The 19904-nt window shown below is 66.3% G+C and carries 20 protein-coding genes; 12 read left to right on the plus strand and 8 right to left on the minus strand.

Annotated elements, in window-relative coordinates; genetic code table 11:
• Positions 1-175: 175 nt before the first annotated feature.
• The 4 genes from pssA to QTI05_RS20660 all read right to left on the minus strand — a co-directional run bounded on the left by pssA (position 176) and on the right by QTI05_RS20660 (position 4626).
• Positions 176-1000 (minus strand): CDP-diacylglycerol--serine O-phosphatidyltransferase, encoded by an 825-nt coding sequence (pssA, locus tag QTI05_RS20645; protein WP_286544780.1) that lies wholly within the window; start codon positions 998-1000, stop codon positions 176-178.
• 161 nt (positions 1001-1161) lie between these two features.
• Complete coding sequence (gene ilvC / locus QTI05_RS20650; RefSeq protein WP_286544782.1) at positions 1162-2178, minus strand: ketol-acid reductoisomerase; 1017 nt, start codon at positions 2176-2178, stop codon at positions 1162-1164.
• Positions 2179-2221: 43 nt separating this feature from the next.
• Positions 2222-2713, minus strand: a complete 492-nt coding sequence (gene ilvN / locus QTI05_RS20655) for an acetolactate synthase small subunit (protein WP_286544783.1) — start codon at positions 2711-2713, stop codon at positions 2222-2224.
• 128 nt (positions 2714-2841) lie between these two features.
• Complete coding sequence (locus QTI05_RS20660) at positions 2842-4626, minus strand: acetolactate synthase 3 catalytic subunit (RefSeq protein WP_286544785.1); 1785 nt, start codon at positions 4624-4626, stop codon at positions 2842-2844.
• A gap of 285 nt (positions 4627-4911) precedes the next feature.
• Here QTI05_RS20660 and QTI05_RS20665 point away from each other — a divergent pair, with 285 nt between their 5' ends.
• The 6 genes from QTI05_RS20665 (at position 4912) to QTI05_RS20690 (ending at position 8260) form a co-directional block, all read left to right on the plus strand.
• Positions 4912-5478, plus strand: a complete 567-nt coding sequence (locus tag QTI05_RS20665; RefSeq protein WP_286544786.1) for an RNA polymerase sigma factor — start codon at positions 4912-4914, stop codon at positions 5476-5478.
• Positions 5475-5903: a DUF3619 family protein gene (locus QTI05_RS20670; protein WP_286544789.1), complete on the plus strand. Its 429-nt coding sequence runs from the start codon at positions 5475-5477 to the stop codon at positions 5901-5903. Before QTI05_RS20665 ends, QTI05_RS20670 begins: the two co-directional genes overlap by 4 nt.
• A gap of 5 nt (positions 5904-5908) precedes the next feature.
• Complete coding sequence (locus QTI05_RS20675) at positions 5909-6679, plus strand: DUF3106 domain-containing protein (protein WP_286620644.1); 771 nt, start codon at positions 5909-5911, stop codon at positions 6677-6679.
• A 117-nt stretch (positions 6680-6796) separates the two neighbouring features.
• Positions 6797-7258, plus strand: a complete 462-nt coding sequence (locus QTI05_RS20680) for an RDD family protein (RefSeq protein ID WP_444812949.1) — start codon at positions 6797-6799, stop codon at positions 7256-7258.
• Positions 7255-7650: a diacylglycerol kinase gene (locus QTI05_RS20685; protein ID WP_286544793.1), complete on the plus strand. Its 396-nt coding sequence runs from the start codon at positions 7255-7257 to the stop codon at positions 7648-7650. Before QTI05_RS20680 ends, QTI05_RS20685 begins: the two co-directional genes overlap by 4 nt.
• Positions 7651-7669: 19 nt before the next feature.
• Complete coding sequence (locus QTI05_RS20690) at positions 7670-8260, plus strand: LOG family protein (RefSeq protein WP_286620646.1); 591 nt, start codon at positions 7670-7672, stop codon at positions 8258-8260.
• Here QTI05_RS20690 and QTI05_RS20695 read toward each other — a convergent pair.
• Both QTI05_RS20695 and QTI05_RS20700 read right to left on the minus strand, forming a co-directional pair.
• Entirely contained in the window at positions 8257-8595 is a 339-nt protein-coding gene (locus tag QTI05_RS20695; RefSeq protein ID WP_286544795.1) for a P-II family nitrogen regulator, read from the minus strand. The two genes, QTI05_RS20690 and QTI05_RS20695, sit on opposite strands and share 4 nt — an antisense overlap.
• A complete protein-coding gene (locus QTI05_RS20700) occupies positions 8592-10286 on the minus strand; it encodes an NAD+ synthase (RefSeq protein ID WP_286620647.1) in 1695 nt (564 codons plus the stop codon). The genes QTI05_RS20695 and QTI05_RS20700 overlap by 4 nt, the downstream gene beginning before the upstream one ends.
• A 61-nt stretch (positions 10287-10347) precedes the next feature.
• Between QTI05_RS20700 and QTI05_RS20705 the strand changes: the two genes are divergently transcribed.
• From QTI05_RS20705 to QTI05_RS20715, 3 genes are read left to right on the plus strand one after another with little or no spacing between them, the layout of a single operon-like run.
• Positions 10348-11286 carry a DMT family transporter gene (locus tag QTI05_RS20705; RefSeq protein WP_286620648.1) on the plus strand — a complete coding sequence of 313 codons (939 nt, stop codon included), beginning with the start codon at positions 10348-10350 and terminating at the stop codon, positions 11284-11286.
• An 11-nt stretch (positions 11287-11297) separates the two neighbouring features.
• On the plus strand, positions 11298-12494 hold the full coding sequence (locus tag QTI05_RS20710) for a GNAT family N-acetyltransferase (protein ID WP_444812950.1): 1197 nt from the start codon (positions 11298-11300) through the stop codon (positions 12492-12494).
• Positions 12491-13111, plus strand: a complete 621-nt coding sequence (locus QTI05_RS20715) for a YitT family protein (protein WP_286544806.1) — start codon at positions 12491-12493, stop codon at positions 13109-13111. The genes QTI05_RS20710 and QTI05_RS20715 overlap by 4 nt, the downstream gene beginning before the upstream one ends.
• On the opposite strand, the gene QTI05_RS20720 is transcribed toward QTI05_RS20715, so the two are convergent.
• Positions 13096-14061: a LysR family transcriptional regulator gene (locus QTI05_RS20720; protein WP_286620651.1), complete on the minus strand. Its 966-nt coding sequence runs from the start codon at positions 14059-14061 to the stop codon at positions 13096-13098. The genes QTI05_RS20715 and QTI05_RS20720 overlap by 16 nt on opposite strands.
• A gap of 112 nt (positions 14062-14173) precedes the next feature.
• Between QTI05_RS20720 and QTI05_RS20725 the strand changes: the two genes are divergently transcribed.
• Both QTI05_RS20725 and QTI05_RS20730 read left to right on the plus strand, forming a co-directional pair.
• On the plus strand, positions 14174-15616 hold the full coding sequence (locus tag QTI05_RS20725; RefSeq protein WP_286620653.1) for a M20 family metallopeptidase: 1443 nt from the start codon (positions 14174-14176) through the stop codon (positions 15614-15616).
• The gene (locus QTI05_RS20730) at positions 15613-16584 is read left to right on the plus strand and encodes a Bug family tripartite tricarboxylate transporter substrate binding protein (protein WP_286620655.1); all 972 of its coding nucleotides are present in this window, start codon (positions 15613-15615) and stop codon (positions 16582-16584) included. The genes QTI05_RS20725 and QTI05_RS20730 overlap by 4 nt, the downstream gene beginning before the upstream one ends.
• 23 nt (positions 16585-16607) lie before the next feature.
• Here QTI05_RS20730 and ppa read toward each other — a convergent pair whose 3' ends face one another.
• Entirely contained in the window at positions 16608-17147 is a 540-nt protein-coding gene (ppa, locus tag QTI05_RS20735; RefSeq protein WP_286544818.1) for an inorganic diphosphatase, read from the minus strand.
• A gap of 254 nt (positions 17148-17401) precedes the next feature.
• Between ppa and QTI05_RS20740 the strand changes: the two genes are divergently transcribed.
• Positions 17402-19891, plus strand: coding sequence for a sodium-translocating pyrophosphatase (locus tag QTI05_RS20740; RefSeq protein ID WP_286620656.1), 2490 nt, complete (start codon positions 17402-17404; stop codon positions 19889-19891).
• Positions 19892-19904 lie beyond the last annotated feature (13 nt).

Below are 19904 nucleotides of genomic sequence, written 5' to 3' on the forward strand. Positions count from 1 at the left end.
TTCTCGGTGAGGTTGGGAGGTGAACCAGCAACCCCAAACAAAACGGCCCGTTGCTGGTGCGAACGGGCCGTGTGAAAAGGTTTGCGCGTGCGCTACCGTCTCCGCCCGAAGGGGATGAGTAGTAGGGCCAGCGAAATCTTTTGCATGAGAAGGCAGAGTGTAGACGAAAAATCGCTCAGTTGTGCAGCCCGCGTTCGTCGGGCTCTTCGGTGGACACACTGATCACGCTCGCCTGCTGACCCTTGGCCTTGCGCCAGGCGTAGACGACATAGCCACTGAGGCCATAGGCCACGAACACGCCGAACAGCACGGTCGGCGGATGGATGTTGATCACGGCAATGCCCAGCGCGATCAGCACGATCACGACGAACGGCACGCTCTTTTTCATCTGGATGTCCTTGAAGCTGTAGAACGGCGCGTTGGTCACCATCGACAGGCCCGCATACAGCGTGAAGGCAAACGTGATCCAGGTGATCTGGTTCCACGACAGGTACAGCACTTCGCCGCCGCGCTTGCCCCACTCCGTCATGAGCCAGATGAAGCCCGCCACCAGTGCCGCCGCGGCAGGCGACGGCAGCCCCTGGAACCAGCGCTTGTCGACCACCCCGGTATTGACGTTGAAGCGCGCGAGCCGCAGCGCAGCGCAGGCGCAGTACACGAACGCCGCGATCCAGCCCCAGCGCCCAAGCCCTTTGAGCGACCACTCGTAGGCGATCAGTGCCGGCGCAGCGCCGAACGACACCATGTCCGACAGCGAATCCATCTGCTCGCCGAACGCGCTCTGCGTGTTGGTCATGCGGGCGACGCGGCCATCGAGGCTGTCAAGGATCATCGCAGCGAACACGCCGAGCGCCGCCAGGTCGAAGCGCGCGTTCATCGCCATCACGACCGAATAGAAGCCGCCGAACAGCGCTGCCAGCGTGAACAGGTTGGGCAGGATGTAGATGCCCTTGCGGCGCTTGCGTGGCGCGACTTCGTCGGGCAGCATGTCGTCATGCATGAAATATGCCTCCAGCGCCCGCGGAATAAACGCAGGCAGCTATCAAATTCATAGCAAAACGGAGTGGTGTTCGCATCGTCGGCAGTGTAGTTCAGGCGCCCTGCGCGCCCGGAAAGAAAAAGGCCACCCGCACGGGTGGCCTCGACTCGGTAGCCAGAAGATCAGTTACGGGTCTGGTCGACCAGCTTGTTCTTCTTGATCCACGGCATCATCGCGCGCAGCTTTTCGCCGACGACTTCGATCTGATGCTCGGCGTTCAGACGGCGGCGGCTGATCAGCGTCGGCGCGCCACCGGCGTTTTCCAGCACGAAGCTCTTGGCGTATTCGCCGGTCTGGATGTCCTTCAGCACCTGCTTCATGACCTTCTTGGTTTCTTCGGTCACGATGCGCGGGCCGGTCACGTACTCGCCGTATTCGGCGTTGTTCGAGATCGAGTAGTTCATGTTGGCGATGCCGCCTTCATAGATCAGGTCGACGATCAGCTTGAGCTCGTGCAGGCATTCGAAGTACGCCATTTCGGGCGCGTAGCCGGCTTCCACCAGCGTTTCGAAACCGGCCTTGATCAACTCGACGGTACCGCCGCACAGAACCGCTTGTTCGCCGAACAGGTCGGTTTCGGTCTCTTCGCGGAAGTTGGTCTCGATGATGCCGGCCTTGCCGCCGCCGTTGGCGGTGGCGTAGCTCAGCGCGAGGTCACGCGCCTTGCCGGTCTTGTCCTGGTGCACGGCCACGAGGTGGGGCACGCCGCCGCCTTGCGTGTAGGTGCTGCGAACCGTGTGGCCCGGGGCCTTCGGCGCGACCATCCAGACGTCGAGGTCGGCGCGCGGCTGCACGAAGCCGTAATGCACGTTGAAACCGTGCGCGAAGACGAGCGAGGCGCCTTCCTTGATGTTCGGGGCCACGTCATTCTTGTAGACGTTGGCGATCTGCTCGTCGGGCAGCAGGATCATGACCACGTCGGCCGCCTTCACGGCGTCCGCCACTTCGGCGACCTTGAGGCCCGCCTTCTCGACCTTGGGCCACGAAGCCCCGCCCTTGCGCAGGCCCACCACGACCTTGACGCCGCTGTCGTTCAGGTTCTGTGCGTGGGCATGGCCTTGCGAGCCGTAGCCGATGATGGCGACCGTCTTGCCCTTGATCAGGCTCAGATCCGCGTCCTTGTCGTAATAAACCTTCATGTCATAGCTCCTTCGGTAATTCGTTCGGGGGTGTTAAAAATAATCAGACGCGGAGAACCCGCTCGCCGCGGCCGATGCCGCTGGCGCCGGTTCGCACGGTTTCGAGGATGGCGCTGCGCTCGATGGCTTCGAGGAAGGCGTCGTTCTTGCCGTGGTCGCCGGTGAGCTCGATGGTGTAGCTCTTGTCAGTCACGTCGATGATGCGGCCGCGGAAGATCTCGGCCATGCGCATCATTTCTTCGCGCTCCTTGCCGACCGCGCGCACCTTCACCATCATGAGCTCGCGCTCGGTGTAGGCGCCTTCGGTCAGGTCGACCACCTTCACGACTTCGATCAGGCGGTTCAGGTGCTTGGTGATCTGCTCGATGACTTCGTCCGAGCCGGCCGTGACGATGGTCATGCGCGACAGGCTCGCGTCTTCGGTCGGCGCGACCGTGAGCGATTCGATGTTGTAGCCACGGGCCGAGAACAGGCCCACCACGCGGGAGAGTGCGCCGGGCTCGTTTTCGAGCAACACGGCAATGATGTGTTTCATAGGCGAAAGACTCCTCTTTTCGCCGCCCTCCCCCGCGCACGGTAATGCGCGGGCTCGGCGGGCAATAGATTCGTCTGAATTAGGTTGAACAAGTGGCCGGTCGCGCAGCGAGCCGGCTTATCTTCTGTTTAGAGGTCTTCGGAACCCAACAGCATTTCGGTGATGCCGGCACCCGCCTTGACCATCGGGAACACGTTCTCGGTGGGGTCGGTGCGAAAGTCCATGAACACGGTGCGGTCCTTGAGCTTGCGCGCCTCGCGCAGTGCCGGCTCCACGTCCTGCGGGCGTTCGATCAGCATGCCGACGTGGCCGTAGGCCTCGGCCAGCTTCACGAAATTGGGCAGCGCGTCCATGTAGCTGTGGCTGTAGCGGCCGGAGTATTCGATCTCCTGCCACTGGCGCACCATGCCCAGGTAGCGGTTGTTGAGCGAGCAGATCTTGATCGGCGTGTTGTATTGCAGGCAGGTGGAGAGTTCCTGGATGCACATCTGCACCGAGCCTTCGCCCGTGATCGTGAACACTTCCGAATCGGGCTTCGCGAGCTTGATGCCCATGGCGTATGGAATGCCCACGCCCATGGTGCCCAGCCCGCCCGAGTTGATCCAGCGGCGCGGCTCGTCGAAGCGGTAGTACTGCGCGGCCCACATCTGGTGCTGGCCGACATCGGACGTGATGTAGGCATCTGCGTCCTTGGTCATGTTCCAGAGGGTCTCGACCACGAACTGCGGCTTGATCACGTCCTTGTTGCCGCGGTCGTACTTGAGGCAGTCCTTGGCGCGCCAGGCTTCGATGGTCTTCCACCATTCGGACAGGGCGCCGGCATCCGGCCTGGTGCTGCTTTCGCGGATCATCGAGATCAGCTCGGTCAGCACGTCCTTCACGTCGCCGACGATCGGAATGTCGACCTTCACGCGCTTGGAGATGCTCGACGGGTCGATGTCGATGTGGATGATCTTGCGTTCGTTCTGCGCGAAGTGCTTCGGGTTGCCGATCACGCGGTCGTCGAAGCGCGCACCCACGGCCAGCAGCACGTCGCAGTTCTGCATCGCGTTGTTGGCTTCGATGGTGCCGTGCATGCCGAGCATGCCGAGGAACTTGCGGTCGCTCGCCGGATAGGCGCCCAGGCCCATCAGCGTGTTGGTGACCGGGTAGCCGAGCATGTCGACCAGCGTGCGCAGTTCGTTGGTGGCGTTGCCCAGCAACACGCCGCCGCCCGTGTAGATGTACGGGCGCTTGGCGTTGAGCAGCAGTTGCAGCGCCTTGCGGATCTGGCCGCCGTGGCCCTTGCGCACGGGGTTGTACGAACGCATCTCGACCTTCTCGGGATAGCCGGTGTAGGCCACCTTCTTGAAGGAGACGTCTTTCGGCACGTCCACCACCACCGGGCCCGGTCGGCCGGTGCGTGCGATGTGGAAGGCCTTCTTCATCGTCATTGCCAGATCCTTCGGATCCTTGACGAGGAAGTTGTGCTTCACGATGGGGCGCGTGATGCCGACCGTGTCGCATTCCTGGAACGCATCGAGGCCGATCGCAGCGGTCGGCACCTGGCCCGAGATGATCACCATCGGGATCGAGTCCATGTACGCCGTCGCGATGCCGGTAACCGCATTGGTCAGGCCAGGGCCCGAGGTGACCAGCGCCACGCCGACTTCGCCGGTCGCGCGGGCATAGCCGTCGGCCGCGTGCACCGCCGCCTGCTCGTGCCGCACCAGCACGTGCTGCATGGTGTCCTGCTTGTACAGCGCGTCGTAGATATAGAGCACGGCGCCACCGGGGTAGCCCCAGATGTATTGCACGCCTTCGGCCTGCAGTGCCTTGACCAGCACTTCAGCGCCCATGAGCTCTTGAGTTGGATTGCCCATCCCGGAGGATGCGGCTGCTGCGGAAGTGAGTTCCGCCTTCGAGATTTCCATGATGAACCTTTGTGTTTTTTCGGGAACGAAAAACCTTGGGTGCCCCTTGCCAACCCTTGTGAGGCCGCGTCGGGACTTGAGGCCAAAGCCATGGGCGGACTTGATGCTCCGCCGGACAGTGACCCGTTTGCCTTTTGACTTGCAGGGCGCATTATGACATTGCGGCGAGCCGCCTTGAAGCGCCCGACCCCTTGCGAAAGCCGATGCGATAATCCGCGCCGTCCAAAACAGAACTCTTTCGAGAGACAAAAACACCCACGAAGCGCTTGACCGCGCCGACTTCGCTTGGCCACTGACAAAGAACTTTCCGACTTCCTCAAAAGTGTCGAGCGCCGCGCCTTCAAGCGGTCGGTCTACCACGTGCGAGACGAGGAGGCGGCACTCGACATCGTGCAGGACAGCATGATGAAACTGGCCGAACACTACGGAGACAAGCCGCCCAACGAGCTGCCGATGCTGTTCCAGCGGATCCTGTCGAACTGCACGCTCGACTGGTTCCGCCGGCAGAAGACACGGCGTGCTCTTTTTTCGAACCTGAGCGACTTCGAGCCCGCCGACGATGACGGGGATTTCGATCTGCTGGAGAATTTCAACGCGCCGACCGATTCGCGCGAAACCGAGAGCGCCGAGGACACCACCCGGCGCGCCCAGATCTTCCACGAGATCGAAGAAGAGATCGCCGCGCTGCCTGGTCGTCAACGGGAGGCGTTTCTGATGCGTTACTGGGAGGAAATGGACGTCGCCGAAACGGCCGCAGCAATGGGCTGCTCCGAAGGCAGCGTCAAAACCCACTGTTCGCGTGCCGTGCATGCGTTGAGCAAAGCGCTCAAGGCCAAAGGTATTTCGCTATGAACGCAACACTTTCTCAAACTTCCGCCGCCCTCGAAGAACAGTTTGCCCGCCGTCTGGCCACTCGTCTGTCGGCTGGCAGCGCCGAGCTGCCGCACGACATCGGCGAGCGCCTGCGGGTTGCACGGCAGCAAGCCTTGGCCCGCCGCAAGCTGGCGCCGGCCCGCAGTTCCGCCTCCGTGGTGGTCTCGTCGGGTGGTGGTGCTGCGCTGCTCGGCGGCGGCTGGTGGACACGCGTCGGCGCGCTGGTGCCGCTGGTCGCGCTGGTGGTCGGCCTGGTCACCATCAGCGCGCTGCAGGACGAAAACCGTGCCAACGACCTCGCCGAAGTCGATGCCGCGTTGCTGACCGACGACCTGCCGCCGGCCGCGTTCACCGACCCCGGCTTCGCGCAGTTCCTCAAGACCGACGGCAGCACCGCGCATTGATACGCATGCCCGCTCGCCCACTGTCCGGAGCCGCCGGGCTCTTGATCGCGGCAATTTTCTGCCTGCAGGCCTTGCCGGCCGCGGCGCAGCCAGGCGCGGCCACGCCTCCCTCGACCCCAGCCTCCGCGCCCCCGACCGCCAAAGTGACGGTTTCCAAGCCACTTTGGGCCACGCTGACGGCTGAGCAGCAAGCCGCGCTGAAACCGCTGGCGCCGCACTGGAACAGCATTTCCGAGCCTCACAAGCGCAAATGGCTTGCGCTGTCGCGCAACTACGACAGCATGAAGCCCGAAGACCAGGTGACGCTGCACAGCCGGATGACCGAATGGGCCGGGCTGAGCGCGCAGGAGCGCGCACTGGCGCGACTGAACTTTGCCGAGGTCAAACGCCTACCGGTCGATGAGCGCAAGGCCAAGTGGGAGGCCTATCAGGCCCTGAGCGAAGAAGAAAGACGCAAGCTGGCCGCAAGCGCCAGCGTCCGGCCAGCGAGCGCGGCACTGCCCATCCGACCGGTGCCGGCTCGCAAACTGGCGCCCGTCCCCGCCATTCCGACTGCTTCGGCCAAGGGAGAGCACACGCCCCGCATCCAGTTGGCGCCACCTGTAGCGCCGGTGGCACCGGTTGCGGCGGCGCCCGTACCGGCGACGACCCCGGTCGTGACCAGCACGCCCGCGCCAGGCGCGCCTGCGGTGGCACCCGTTACCATGCCGCCGGTGCCGGCCGAATCGCAGGTGCCGGCGCCGGCCGCCGTTCCTGCGGCCCGCCCGACCGAGTAACCCTTCTCCGCGCCCCGAGGCGCCGGATCCATGCAAGCTGGCGCCTCCGCCCCTCCCGACACTGCTTCCCCCGCCACCAACCTGCCCGACCTGACTGCCCCGGGCCTGTGGCGCCGCATGGCCTGCTGGGTCTACGAAGGCATGCTGCTGTTCGCAGTGGTGTTCGTCGCCGGCTGGTTGTTCAGCACCCTGGGCCAGATGCGCGATGCCATGGACGAACGCCGGCACTTGCTGCAGGCCTTTCTTTTCGTCGTTTTCGGCGTCTATTTCGTCTGGTTCTGGATTCATGGGCAGACCCTGGCCATGAAAACCTGGGGCTTGCGCATCGTCGACCGCGCCGGTCGACCGCTCCGGCAAGGCCGCGCCCTGCTGCGCTACCTGCTGAGTTGGGTCTGGTTTCTGCCGCCGCTGGCGGCCATTGCGCCGTTCAGCTTGTCAGGGGGCGAATCGGCGCTGCTGATTGCGGGCTGGGTGGTGGTCTGGGCTCTGCTCGCGCGCTTTCACCCGCAACGCCAGTTCTGGCACGACGCCTGGGCCGGCACCCGGCTGATCGCCTCGAAGCCCCTGAGCCGTCGATGAGCGCCCCGGATCCTGTCGTCAACCCGCAAAAGGGCCGCAGCGGCTTCACGCGGGTTTTCCACGCCACGCTGATTTCGCTCAACGGGCTGCGCGCCGGCTGGGGCGAGCCGGCATTCCGGCAGGAGGCGATCGCCGCGATCGTGCTGGTGCCCTTCGCCTTCTGGCTGGGCCGCAGCTGGGTCGAAACCGCGCTGCTGGCTGGCAGCGTGCTGCTGGTGATGATCGTCGAGCTGCTCAACACGGCCGTGGAAGCCGCAATCGACCGCATCGGCCCCGAATGGCACGACCTGTCGAAGCGCGCCAAGGACATGGGCAGCGCTGCGGTGCTGCTTGCCCTCGTCCTTTCCGGTGGCATCTGGCTCACCGCGCTCTGGCAGAGATTCGTCACCTGAACGCGGCATGATCGGGGTCATGAACCCTGATTTTTCCATTTGCGTGTATTGCGGCTCGCGCCCCGGCGAGCAACCCGAACACATTGCAGCGGCCCGGGCCGTGGGCCAATGGATCGGCGAGCACGGCGGCCAGCTGGTCTACGGCGGCGGCCGCACCGGCCTGATGGGCACGGTGGCCGAGGCCACCCGCGCGGCCGGCGGCCGCGTGGTCGGCATCATTCCCAAGGCCCTGGTCGACAAGGAACTGGCCAACCCGTTGTGCGACGAGCTGCACATCGTCGACACGATGCATGAGCGCAAAGCCATGATGGGCGAGCGCGCCGACGCCTTCGTGGCGCTGGCCGGCGGCATCGGCACCTTCGAGGAACTGTTCGAGATCTGGACCTGGCGGCAGCTCGGCTACCACGACAAGGCCATCGGCATTCTCAATACCGCCGGCTATTACGACGGCCTGCTGTCATTCCTGGCCCACAGCGTGCGCGAAGGCTTCATGGGCGACTGGCAGATGGGCTTGATCCGCAGCGGCACCGAGCCGGTGGTGTTGCTGGCGGAGTTGCTCGACGAAGCACGCCGCCATCCAGGCAGCGACAAGCTGGCCGAGGTGCTTTAGATCGCCGCCTCGTCCTCCTCGCCGGTGCGAATGCGCACGATGCGCTCGACGGCGGTGACGAAAATCTTGCCGTCGCCGATCTTCCCGGTACGCGCGGCCCCGATGATGGCTTCGATGCAGCGCTCGACATCGGCGGTGTTGACCACGACCTCGACCTTGATCTTCGGCAGGAAGTCGACCACGTACTCCGCGCCGCGGTAGAGCTCGGTGTGGCCCTTCTGGCGCCCGAAGCCCTTGACCTCGGTGACGGTGAGTCCGGTCACGCCGACGACGGCCAGCGCCTCGCGCACGTCTTCGAGCTTGAAGGGTTTGACGATGGCGGTGATCTGCTTCATGCGGTGGTGCTCCCGGCGGTTTCGTTGAACTTGCTGGTGATAGGGTAACGCCAATCCTTGCCGAAGCTGCGATGGGTGACCCTGATGCCCACGGGCGCCTGGCGCCGCTTGTACTCGTTGATCTTGATGAGCCGCGCCACGCGCTCGACCACGGCGCGCTCGTAGCCGGCCGCCACGATCTCGGCCACGCTCTCGTCGTCCTGCATGTAGCGCGCCAGGATGCCGTCCAGGATGTCGTAGGGCGGCAGGCTGTCCTGGTCGGTCTGGTCGGGGCGCAATTCGGCGCTCGGCGGGCGCGTGATGATGCGCTCGGGAATCGGCGCCGCACCGGTGCAGTACGGGTCGTGCGCATTGCGCCAGCGCGCGAGCGCGAACACCGTGGTCTTCAGCAGATCCTTGATGACGGCGAAACCGCCCGCCATGTCGCCGTAGAGCGTGCAATAGCCGGTGGCCATCTCGCTCTTGTTGCCGGTGGTCAGCACGATGCTGCCGAACTTGTTCGACAGCGCCATCAGCAGCGTGCCGCGGATGCGGGCCTGCAGGTTCTCTTCGGTCGTGTCTTCGGCGCGGCCCCTGAACTCGTCCGCGAGTGCCGACTTGAACGACTCGAAGGTGTGCTTGATGGAGATCTCGTCGTAGCGCACGCCAAGCCGCGCCGCCATGTCGCGGGCGTCGATCCAGCTGATGTCGGCCGTGTAGGGCGACGGCATCATCACCGCGCGCACCTTGTCCTTGCCGAGCGCGTCGACCGCCACGGCCAGTACCAGCGCCGAGTCGATGCCGCCCGACAGCCCCAGCAGCACGCCGGGAAAGCCGTTCTTGCCGATGTAGTCGCGCACGCCAACCACGAGTGCATCCCACAGCTGGGCCTCGGCCTCGCGCGGCGCAGCGATGGCAGACGGTTCTGCCGTGAATCTGATGGCGCCTTGCACCCGCTCAATCTGCGCAAAAGCCACTTTCTCCCTGAAACTTTCGGCCTGCATCGCGAGCGTGCCGTCGGCCTGCAGCGCGAACGAGGCGCCGTCGAACACCACCTCGTCCTGCCCGCCCACTAGGTGCGCATAGACCAGCGGCAAATCCACGTGCCGCGCCCGATCCGCCATGCGTGCGATGCGTTCACCCTCCTTGCCCACGTGGTAGGGCGAGGCGTTGATCACCGCCAGCAACTCGGCGCCGGCGTCCTTCGCGAGCTGGGCCGGCGCATCGAACCAGGCGTCTTCGCAGATCAGGAGGCCGACGCGCACGCCATCGGCCTCGAACACGCACACGCCCTGCCCCGGCGTGAAGTAGCGGCGCTCGTCGAACACCTGGTAGTTCGGAAGTTCGCGCTTGGCATAGGTGTCGAGGATGCGGCCCTCGCGGATCACGCTGGCCGCGTTGTGCCGCAACTGCACCGCCACCGAACGGCTGCGCAGGCTGCCGCCGCTCGGATGGCCGACCACCACCGTCATTCCGGCAAGGCCGGCAAGTTCGCTCGCCACCGTCTTCACGGCCCCGTCGCAGGCTTCGATGAAAGCCGGGCGCAGGAACAGGTCTTCGGCCGCGTAGCCGCAAATCGAGAGTTCGGGGGTCAGCAGCAGCCGGGCGCCTTCGTCGTATGCGCCGCGCGCCGCCTCGATGATTTTGCGGGCGTTGCCGGCGGTGTCGCCGACCACGAAATTGCATTGCGCGATCGCGATTTTGAGTGTCATACAAGGCGGGAAAAGGGCTCGAACGATTATGTCATTCACGCGCTGTTAGGCTCGAAGCCCGATGAGCGCCAGCCCCCCTGCAATTTCCTTGTTCGCGCCGCTGGCGCGATGGTTCAACAGCCGGGCCTGGCTGCTGCTGGTGTTCACCACGCTGATCTGGGGCGCCAACGCGGTGGCGGCACGGCTGGCAGTCGGCGAGGCATCGCCGATGCTCGTGACCACGGCTCGATGGCTGGTCTGCTGCGTCGCGCTGGGCCTGACCTCGCGCCGGGAGATCGCCACCCACTGGCGCGCGCTGCTGCCGCACTGGCGCTTCGTGGCCCTGATGGGCACGCTGGGCTTCACGGGATTCAACGCGCTGTTCTACACGGCCGCGCACCACACCACCGCGATCAACATCGCCATCATCCAGGGCACGATCCCGGTGCTGGTGCTGCTCGGCAGCGTGTGGGCCTACCGCACCCGCATCACGGCACTGCAGGTGGTCGGCGTGGCGGTCACGCTGGCCGGCATCGCGGTGGTCGCGTCGCAAGGCCAGTTCGCGCAGCTGGCCCGGTTCGCTTTCAACATCGGCGATGTCTGGATGGTTATTGCGTGCCTGCTCTACACCTTCTACGCGCTCGGCCTGCGGCGGCGTCCGGCCGTGCCGGCCATCGTGTTCTTCGCCGCAACTGCAGCGGTGGCCAGCATCGTCTCGCTGCCGTTGCTGGCGGCCGAAATCGCGATGGGCAACTTCATCGTGCCAACGCTGAAGGGCGTGCTGCTGATCGTCTTCATCGGCCTGCTGCCTTCCTACGTGTCGCAGCTCACCTTCATCCGCGCCGTGACGCTGATCGGCCCGGCCCGTGCCGGCGTGTACCTGAACCTGGTGCCGATCTTCGGCCCTTTGCTGGCGGTGCTCGTGCTCGGCGAGCCGCTGTCGGCCTACCACGCGGTGGCGCTGGCGCTCGTGCTGGGTGGCATATGGATTGCTGAGTACCTGGGTGCACGCAAACCGTGAAAAAGCACCCTGTGGCTGACGAAACCATCCTCCGCATTCACCAGGCGCCGGCGGAGATCGACGCGGCGGCCTGGAACGCGCTGCTCGCGCAGCAGGCGGCGCCCAGCCCGTTCATGCGCCACGAGTACCTCGACGCGCTGCATGAAAGCGGCAGCGCCACGCCCGCCAGCGGCTGGACGGCGTCGATCGCCACACTCTGGCAAGGCGAACAGCTGACTGGCGCCTGCCCGCTCTACGTCAAGGATCACTCGTACGGCGAATACGTGTTCGACTGGGCCTGGGCCAATGCCTACGAACAGCATGGCCTCGCCTACTACCCCAAGGCGGTGGCGGCCGTGCCGTTCACCCCGGTGCCCGGCACGCGCCTGCTGGCACGCGACACCGCCAGCCGCGCGCTGCTGGTACAGGGGCTCGTGCAGTGGTGCAAGCAGACCGGGCTGTCGTCGCTGCACCTGCTGTTCGGCGCCGACGAGGACATCAGTGCCTGCGCCGATGCAGGCCTGATGCTGCGCCACACGGTGCAGTTCCACTGGACGAATGCGGGCTACGCCAGCTTCGACGCATTCCTCGCCAGCCTGGCCCACGACAAGCGCAAGAAGATCCGCCAGGAGCGCCGCAAGGTGGCCGAGGCGGGCGTCACCTTCCGCTGGGCGCGGGGCGCCGACATCAGCGTCGACGACTGGGACTTTTTCTACCGCTGCTACGCCCGCACCTACCGCGAGCACGGCAACCCACCCTACCTGAAGCGCGACTTCTTTCATCGCATGGCCGACACCATGCCTGAAGCCTGGCTGCTGTTCGTGGCCGAACGCAACGGCCATCCGATCGCGACGAGCTTGATCGCGCTCTCCGCCGATGTGCCCGGTGCCGGCGGCACCTCGAGCCCCGAAGTGGCCTACGGCCGCTACTGGGGCGCGCTGGAGCGGGTCGACTGCCTGCACTTCGAGGCCTGCTATTACCAACCGCTGCAGTGGTGCATCGAACACGGCGTGCAGCGCTTCGAAGGCGGCGCACAGGGCGAGCACAAGATGGCGCGAGCGCTGATGCCGGTCAAGACCACCAGTGCCCACTGGCTTGCGCACCCGGCCTTCGCCGACGCGATCGAACGTTTTCTGGAACGCGAAGGCGAAGGCATCACCAACTACATGGAACACCTGGACGAGCGCAGTCCGTTCAAGACGACAACCCCGGCCGACCCCACGCGATGAGCGAACCCGAAGCCACGCCGCCGCAACAACAGCACACGCGCTTCGAAGACGCGCTCGCCATCGCCAGCGGCACGCTGCTGATCTCGGTCGGCGTGGCCTTCTTCACCACGGCCGGCCTCATCACCGGTGGCACGGCCGGCCTTGCCTTTCTGACCCGCTACGCCACCGGGTGGGGCTTCGGCAAGGTCTTCTTCCTGCTGAACCTGCCCTTCTACTGGCTGGCGCTGCGCAAGATGGGCGTGGCCTTCACGCTGAAAACCTTCGTGGCCGTCGCGCTGGTTTCGGTGTTGACCGAACTACAGCCGCATTTCCTGCAGTTCGGCAGCCTGCAGCCGGTGTACGCGGCCGTGGCCGGCGGGCTGATCACCGGGACCGGTTTCCTCATCCTGTTTCGCCACAAGTGCAGCCTGGGCGGGTTCGGCGTGCTCGCGCTCTGGCTGCAGGATCGTTTCGGCTGGCGGGCCGGCCATGTCCAGATGGGTCTCGACTGCATGGTCGTGCTGCTGGCGCTGCTGACCATTGAGCCCTGGCGCGTGGCCTGTTCGATCCTGGGGGCGGTGGCGCTGAATCTGGTGCTGGCCATCAACCACCGGCCGGGGCGCTACCTCGGCATCTGAGCCGGCCCGGGCCGCGCTGCCTGCGCGCGGCCCAGCTTGCGACGCCCGGTCGACGCGATCGCGCCCACCAGGTGCTGCACGAAAGCCTGCGCCAGCGGCGGCAGCGTTCGGCCCTCGAGCGACAGCACCTGGAGCCGGCGCTGCTGCAACTGCGCGTCGGCGAACGGGCGCGCCACCAGCGTGCCGGCATCGATCAGGTGCAGCACCGTGTGATGCCCCGCCAGCACGATGTCGGGGCTGCGCATCAACGGCAGCAGCGCGGCGGAATAGTTGCTCACGAAGTTGGCGCGGTACTGCAGGCCCTGCTCGCTGCAAGCCAGGTCGAACAACTGGCGCGTGGTCGTGCCGCCGCGGCTGCCGACCGCAAGCGGATAGCGCACCACCTCGGCCACCGTCACCACGCGCTGGCGCGCCAGCGGATGGTCGGGGCACATCACGGCGAACACCGGCGCGACGGCCGAGTGCTCGATGCGCAGGCCCGGCTCGGGCGCCACCACGTACTTGAGGCCGATGTCGGCCTCGCCACGCACCAGCAGCGCGCTCACCTCGTCGGGTGCGCCGACGTGCAGTTCGAACTGGCTGCGCGCATGGGTCAGCTCGAACGTGCGCATCACGACCGGCATCAGGCTGCCGGCAAAGCCTTCGGTGCAGGCCGCGCGGATGCGGCCAGCGCGCTCGTCACCGAGGTTGCGCACCTGGTCGATCACCTGCCCGGCGTCGAGCACCGCATTGCGCAGGTGCGCGGCCAGCCGCTCGCCGGCGGCGGTGAGCGCCATGCCGCGGGCGCGGCGCTCGAACAGCGGCGTGCCAAGGCTCTCTTCGAGCTTGGTGATCTGGCGGCTGACGGCCGACGAAGCCACAAAGAGCCGCGCCGCCGCCTGGTTGACCGAGCCGCTGCGCGCCACTTCGAGGAAGTAGCGCATCGGGATGCTGAGCAGCGGCGTGGTCATGGAATGGAATGTATTGCTCTAAAGGCAATGGTAGCTTGCCAAATCGGTACTGGAAGCAACGCGCTTCAGGCTTTCAACTTGCATGCTGCCAAACGCACAAGGATCACGCACCATGTCACGCACCCGAGCCCTCGCCGCCGCCGTCGCCCCGTTCGACGACGGCCGCTTCTTCGCCGACCTGCAGCGGCGCATTGCCTTCCGCACCGAAAGCGACACCGGCGCCGCCACGCCCGCGCTCGGCGCCTACCTTGGCGAAGAACTCGCACCGGCGCTCGCCGCGCTGGGCTTCGTCTGCGAACAGATCGACAACCCGGTGGCCAGCGGCGGCCCGTTCCTGATTGCGCGGCGCATCGAAGACCCTGCCCTGCCCACCGTTCTGGGCTACGGCCACGGCGACGTGGTCAGCGGACAGGACGCGCACTGGCGCGAGGGCCTCTCGCCCTGGACCCTGACTGCCGAGGGCATGCGCTGGTATGGCCGCGGCACCGCCGACAACAAGGGCCAGCACAGCATCAACCTCGCGGCGCTGGCGGCGGTGCTGGACGTGCGCGAGGGGCGCCTTGGCTACAACGTCACCTGGCTGATCGAGATGGGCGAGGAAGCCGCTTCGCCCGGCCTGCATGCGGTGTGCGAACAGCAACGCGACAAGCTGCGTGCCGACCTGCTGATCGCCTGCGATGGCCCGCGCGTGAGCGCACAGCGGCCCACGCTGTTCCTGGGCTCGCGCGGCGCCGTCAACTTCACGCTGCGGCTCAGGAGCCGGCCGCGCGGCTACCACTCGGGCAACTGGGGCGGTGTGCTGGAGAACCCGGCCACGGTGCTGAGTCACGCCGTCGCGTCGCTGGCCGACGCCCGGGGACGCATCCTGGTCGACGCCTTGCGTCCGCCGCCGGTCAGCGACGCGGTGCGCCGCGCGCTGGCCGACATCGCGATCGGCACCGGCGCCGACGACCCGGCGCTCGATGACGGATGGGGCGAACCCGGCCTGAGCGCAGCCGAACGGCTGATGGGCTGGAACACGATCGAGGTGCTGGCGCTCGGCGCCGGCGCGCCGCAGCGGCCCGTGAACGCGATTCCCGCAGAGGCCGTGGCGCACTGCCAGTTGCGCTTCGTGGTCGGCACGCCATGGCGGCAGCTCCAGGACATCGTGCGGGCGCACCTCGACGCGCGCGGCTTCGGGCGCATCGAGGTGTCGATCACGCTGAGCGGCGCCGCGACGCGCCTCGAACTGGACAACCCCTGGGTGGCCTGGGCCGACCGCTCGATCGAGACGAGCAGCGGCCAGCGCCCCGATGTGCTGCCGAACCTGGCCGGTTCGCTGCCCAACGACGTGTTTGCCGACCTGCTCGGCCTGCCCACGCTGTGGGTGCCGCACTCCTACCCGGCCTGCGCCCAGCACGCGCCGAACGAGCACCTGCTGGCGCCGGTCGCGCGCGAAGGGCTGCAGATCATGGCCGGCCTGTACTGGGATCTCGGCGAGCCCGGGCAGGCGCCCTGGCAGGCCGGTGCGCTTGATCGCTCTTCCTCTTCCCTTCCTACCGAGTCCGTTGCATGAAAACCCGCCATCTTCTTTTGCTGTCCCTGTTCGCCGTCTTCGCCGCAACCCCTGCGCTGGCCCAGGACGCCTGGCCGGCCAAGCCCGTCAAGCTGGTGGTGCCGTTTCCGCCCGGCGGCGGTACCGACCTGGTGGCCCGTGCCATGGGCCAGAAGCTGTCGGAACGGCTCAAGCAGCCGGTGGTCATCGACAACCGGCCCGGTGCCTCGACCATCATCGGCACCGATGCCGTGGCCAAGGCTGCGCCCGATGGCTATACGCTGCTGCTGTCGGGCTCGACCAGCTACAGCGTGAACCCCGCGCTGCGCGCGAAGCTGCCCTACGACCCGGTGAAAGATCTGGCGCCGATCGCCATCGTGGCGCGCGCCCCGCTGGCGCTGGTGGTGAGCGGCAATGCGCCATGGCGCACGGTGAACGAGTTGATCGCTGCAGCGAAAGCCAAGCCGAAAAGCGTCCGCTACGCGAGCTTCGGTGCCGGCTCGGGCCCGCAGTTGGCCGCCGAGCTGTTCGCACTGGCGGGAGGCGTGCAGTTGCAGGAGATCCCGTACAAGGGCAGCGCCCAGAGCACGGTGGCGCTGATCGGCGGGGAAATCGAGATGGGGGTCGACACCGTGGCCAGCGTTGCGCCCCAGGTGCGCGCCGGCAAGCTGCGTGCGCTGGGCATCGTCGGCGCGACGCGTTCGAGCCTGCTGCCCGATGTGCCGACGCTCGCGGAACTGAAGCTGCCGGAGGCCACCTTCGACGCCTGGTACGCGCTGGCGGCACCGGCGAGAACGCCGGCCCCGGTGGTACAGGTGCTGCTGCGCGAAGTCAGCGCAGTGATGGCCGATGCGGGCCTGCAGGCGCAGCTGCGCACCCAGGGCATGGAGCCGGTCGTGATCGGCCCGCAGCCGTTCCGGGCGCAGATGGAGAGCGAAATTGCACGCTACCGTGCATTGGCCCATCGCGCCGGCATCGTGGCCGAATAGACGGGCCCGGAACGCTCAGGAGCTCAGGCCTTGCCGGCCGGCTTGTACGCGGCGATGCCGTCCACGACTTCCTTCTTGGCGGCGTCGATGCCTTCCCAGCCGAGCACCTTGACCCATTTGCCCTCTTCCAGATCCTTGTAGTGCTCGAAGAAGTGGCTGATGGCCTTCAGGCGCATCGGGTTCACGTCGTCGATCGACTTCCAGTGGCTGTAGATCGGCAGCACCTTGGTGGTGGGCACGGCCAGCACCTTGCCGTCGACGCCGGCTTCGTCTTCCATCATCAAAATGCCGAGCGGGCGGCACGGCACCACGACGCCGGGCAGCAGCGGGTACGGCGCAATCACCAGCACGTCGACCGGATCGCCGTCGCCGCTCAGGGTTTGCGGCACGTAGCCGTAGTTGGCCGGGTAGTACATGGCCGTCGTCATGAAACGGTCGACAAACAGCGCGCCCGATTCCTTGTCGACTTCGTACTTGATCGGGTCCGAGTTCATCGGAATCTCGATCACCACATTGAATGCATCGGGGATGTTCTTGCCGGGGGAAACTTTGTCGAAGGACATGTCTTTTAGGAGTTGATTGAAAGGAAGGCGCCGGATTCGGACAAACCCGAAGTTTAAGACCCGTGTCACAGACCGGTCGCACCAAACCCGACTTTTGCCTGTAAATTGCCGCCGTTGGCCAATCGGTTCCCTGTCTTTGATGGCGGTGGGCTTCGAGGAAGCAACGCGACGGAAGCTCAGACCCCGTATGCGTTGCACGCAGGGCCAGGGCTTTCGTCTCCACAAGTCGCAACGAACTACTGGAGATGCAAAGCATGATCGGCAACACCCCCCTGATACTCGCCATCGCCTGCGGCCTCGTGGCCGTTGGCTATGGCTTCTGGGCCCGCAGCTGGATCCTGGCCAAAGACCCCGGCAACGCGCGAATGCAGGAGATCGCCGCCGCGATCCAGCAAGGCGCGTCGGCCTATCTGGCCAAGCAATACACCACCATCGCCGTCGTCGGCCTGGTGCTGGCCGTGCTGATCGCCTTCTTCCTCGACATCACGACCGCGGTCGGCTTCATCATCGGAGCGGTACTTTCGGGCGCCTGCGGCTTCATCGGCATGAACGTGTCGGTGCGCGCCAACGTGCGCACCGCGCAGGCCGCGACGCAAGGCATCGGCCCCGCGCTCGACGTGGCGTTCCGCGGCGGCGCCATCACCGGCATGCTGGTGGTCGGGCTGGGCCTGCTCGGCGTGTCGGTTTTCTACTGGTTCCTGGCAGGCAATGGCGCGCTGACGCCGGACAAGAGCCTGGCAACGCTGCTCAACCCGCTGATCGGTTTTGCCTTCGGCTCGTCGCTGATCTCGATCTTCGCGCGGCTCGGCGGCGGCATCTTCACCAAGGGTGCCGACGTCGGCGCCGACCTGGTGGGCAAGGTCGAGGCCGGCATTCCGGAAGACGACCCGCGCAACCCGGCCGTGATCGCCGACAACGTGGGCGACAACGTCGGCGACTGCGCCGGCATGGCGGCCGACCTGTTCGAAACCTACGCAGTGACGCTGATCGCCACGATGGTGCTCGGTGCACTGATGGTGACCGCAGCACCCGTGAACGCAGTGCTCTATCCGCTGGCGCTGGGCGGCGTGTCGATCATCGCGTCGATCATCGGCTGCTTCTTCGTCAAGGCCTCGCCCGGCATGGTCAACGTGATGCCGGCGCTCTACAAGGGCCTGGCCGTCGCGGGCATCCTTTCGCTGATCGCGTTCTACTTCGTCACCGCCTGGCTGATTCCCGACAACGCGATCGCTCCCAGCGGCAGCGTGATGAAGCTGTTCGGCGCCTGTGCCGTCGGCCTGGTGCTGACCGCCGCCCTGGTGTGGATCACCGAGTACTACACCGGCACGCAGTACAAGCCGGTGCAGCACATCGCGCAAGCCTCCACCACCGGCCACGGCACCAACATCATCGCGGGCCTCGGCGTGTCGATGCGTTCCACCGCCTGGCCGGTGATCTTCGTCTGCATCGCGATCCTGGCCTCTTACACGCTGGCCGGCCTGTTCGGCATTGCGGTGGCCGCCACGGCGATGCTGAGCATGGCCGGCATCGTGGTCGCGCTCGACGCCTACGGCCCGATCACCGACAACGCCGGCGGCATTGCCGAGATGAGCGATCTGCCGGCCAGCGTGCGCGCCGTGACCGACCCGCTCGACGCGGTCGGCAACACCACCAAGGCCGTGACCAAGGGCTACGCGATCGGCTCGGCCGGCCTGGCATCCCTGGTGCTGTTCGCCGATTACACGCACAAGCTCGAGGGCTACGGCCTGTCGATCGACTTCAACCTGAGCGACCCGATGGTGATCGTCGGCCTGTTCATCGGCGGTCTGATCCCCTACCTGTTCGGCGCGATGGCGATGGAGGCCGTCGGCCGTGCCGCCGGTGCCGTGGTCGAGGAAGTGCGCAGGCAGTTCCGCGACATCCCCGGCATCATGGAAGGCACGGCCAAGCCCGAGTACGGCAAGGCCGTGGGCATGCTGACCGGCGCGGCGATCAAGGAAATGATGATCCCGTCGCTGCTGCCCGTTGTGGTGCCGATCCTGGTCGGCCTGCTGCTCGGCCCCAAGGCGCTCGGCGGCCTGCTGATGGGCACCATCGTCACCGGCCTGTTCGTTGCCATCTCGATGTGCACCGGCGGTGGTGCCTGGGACAACGCCAAGAAGTACATCGAGGACGGCCACCACGGCGGCAAGGGCTCCGAGGCGCACAAGGCCGCCGTCACCGGCGACACCGTGGGCGACCCCTACAAAGATACTGCCGGCCCGGCGGTGAATCCGCTGATCAAGATCATCAACATCGTGGCGCTGCTGATCGTGCCACTGGTGGTGCAGTTCCATGGCGGCAAGGCCGCGGCGGTGCCAACCGCGCCTGCGCCTGCAGTGAGCGCACCCGCCGCTGCAGCGCCGGCGGCGCCTGCGGCGATGGCCCCGGCCGAGGCCGCGATGGTCAAGGTCGAGAACGGCATCGTGAAGTTCTACTTCGCGACCGGCAAGGCAGAGGTGGCACCCAATGCCAAGGAAGCGCTGGCCGACGTGATCAAGGCGGTGCAGAGCGGCAGCACGGTGCTGGTGAGCGGCTACCACGATGCCAGCGGCGATCCGGCGAAAAACGCCGAACTGGCCAAGCAGCGCGCCGAGGCCGTCGGCGAAGCACTCAAGGCGGCGGGCGCGCCGGCCGACAAGATCGAGCTGGCCAAGCCGGCGCAGACCCAGGCCGACGGGCCGGCGGCCGAGGCACGCCGCGTCGAAGTGAAAGTCAAGACCTGAGCATGCCGAGCCC

The sequence above is a fragment of the Variovorax fucosicus genome, assembly GCF_030316825.1.
Classification (GTDB): domain Bacteria; phylum Pseudomonadota; class Gammaproteobacteria; order Burkholderiales; family Burkholderiaceae_C; genus Variovorax; species Variovorax fucosicus.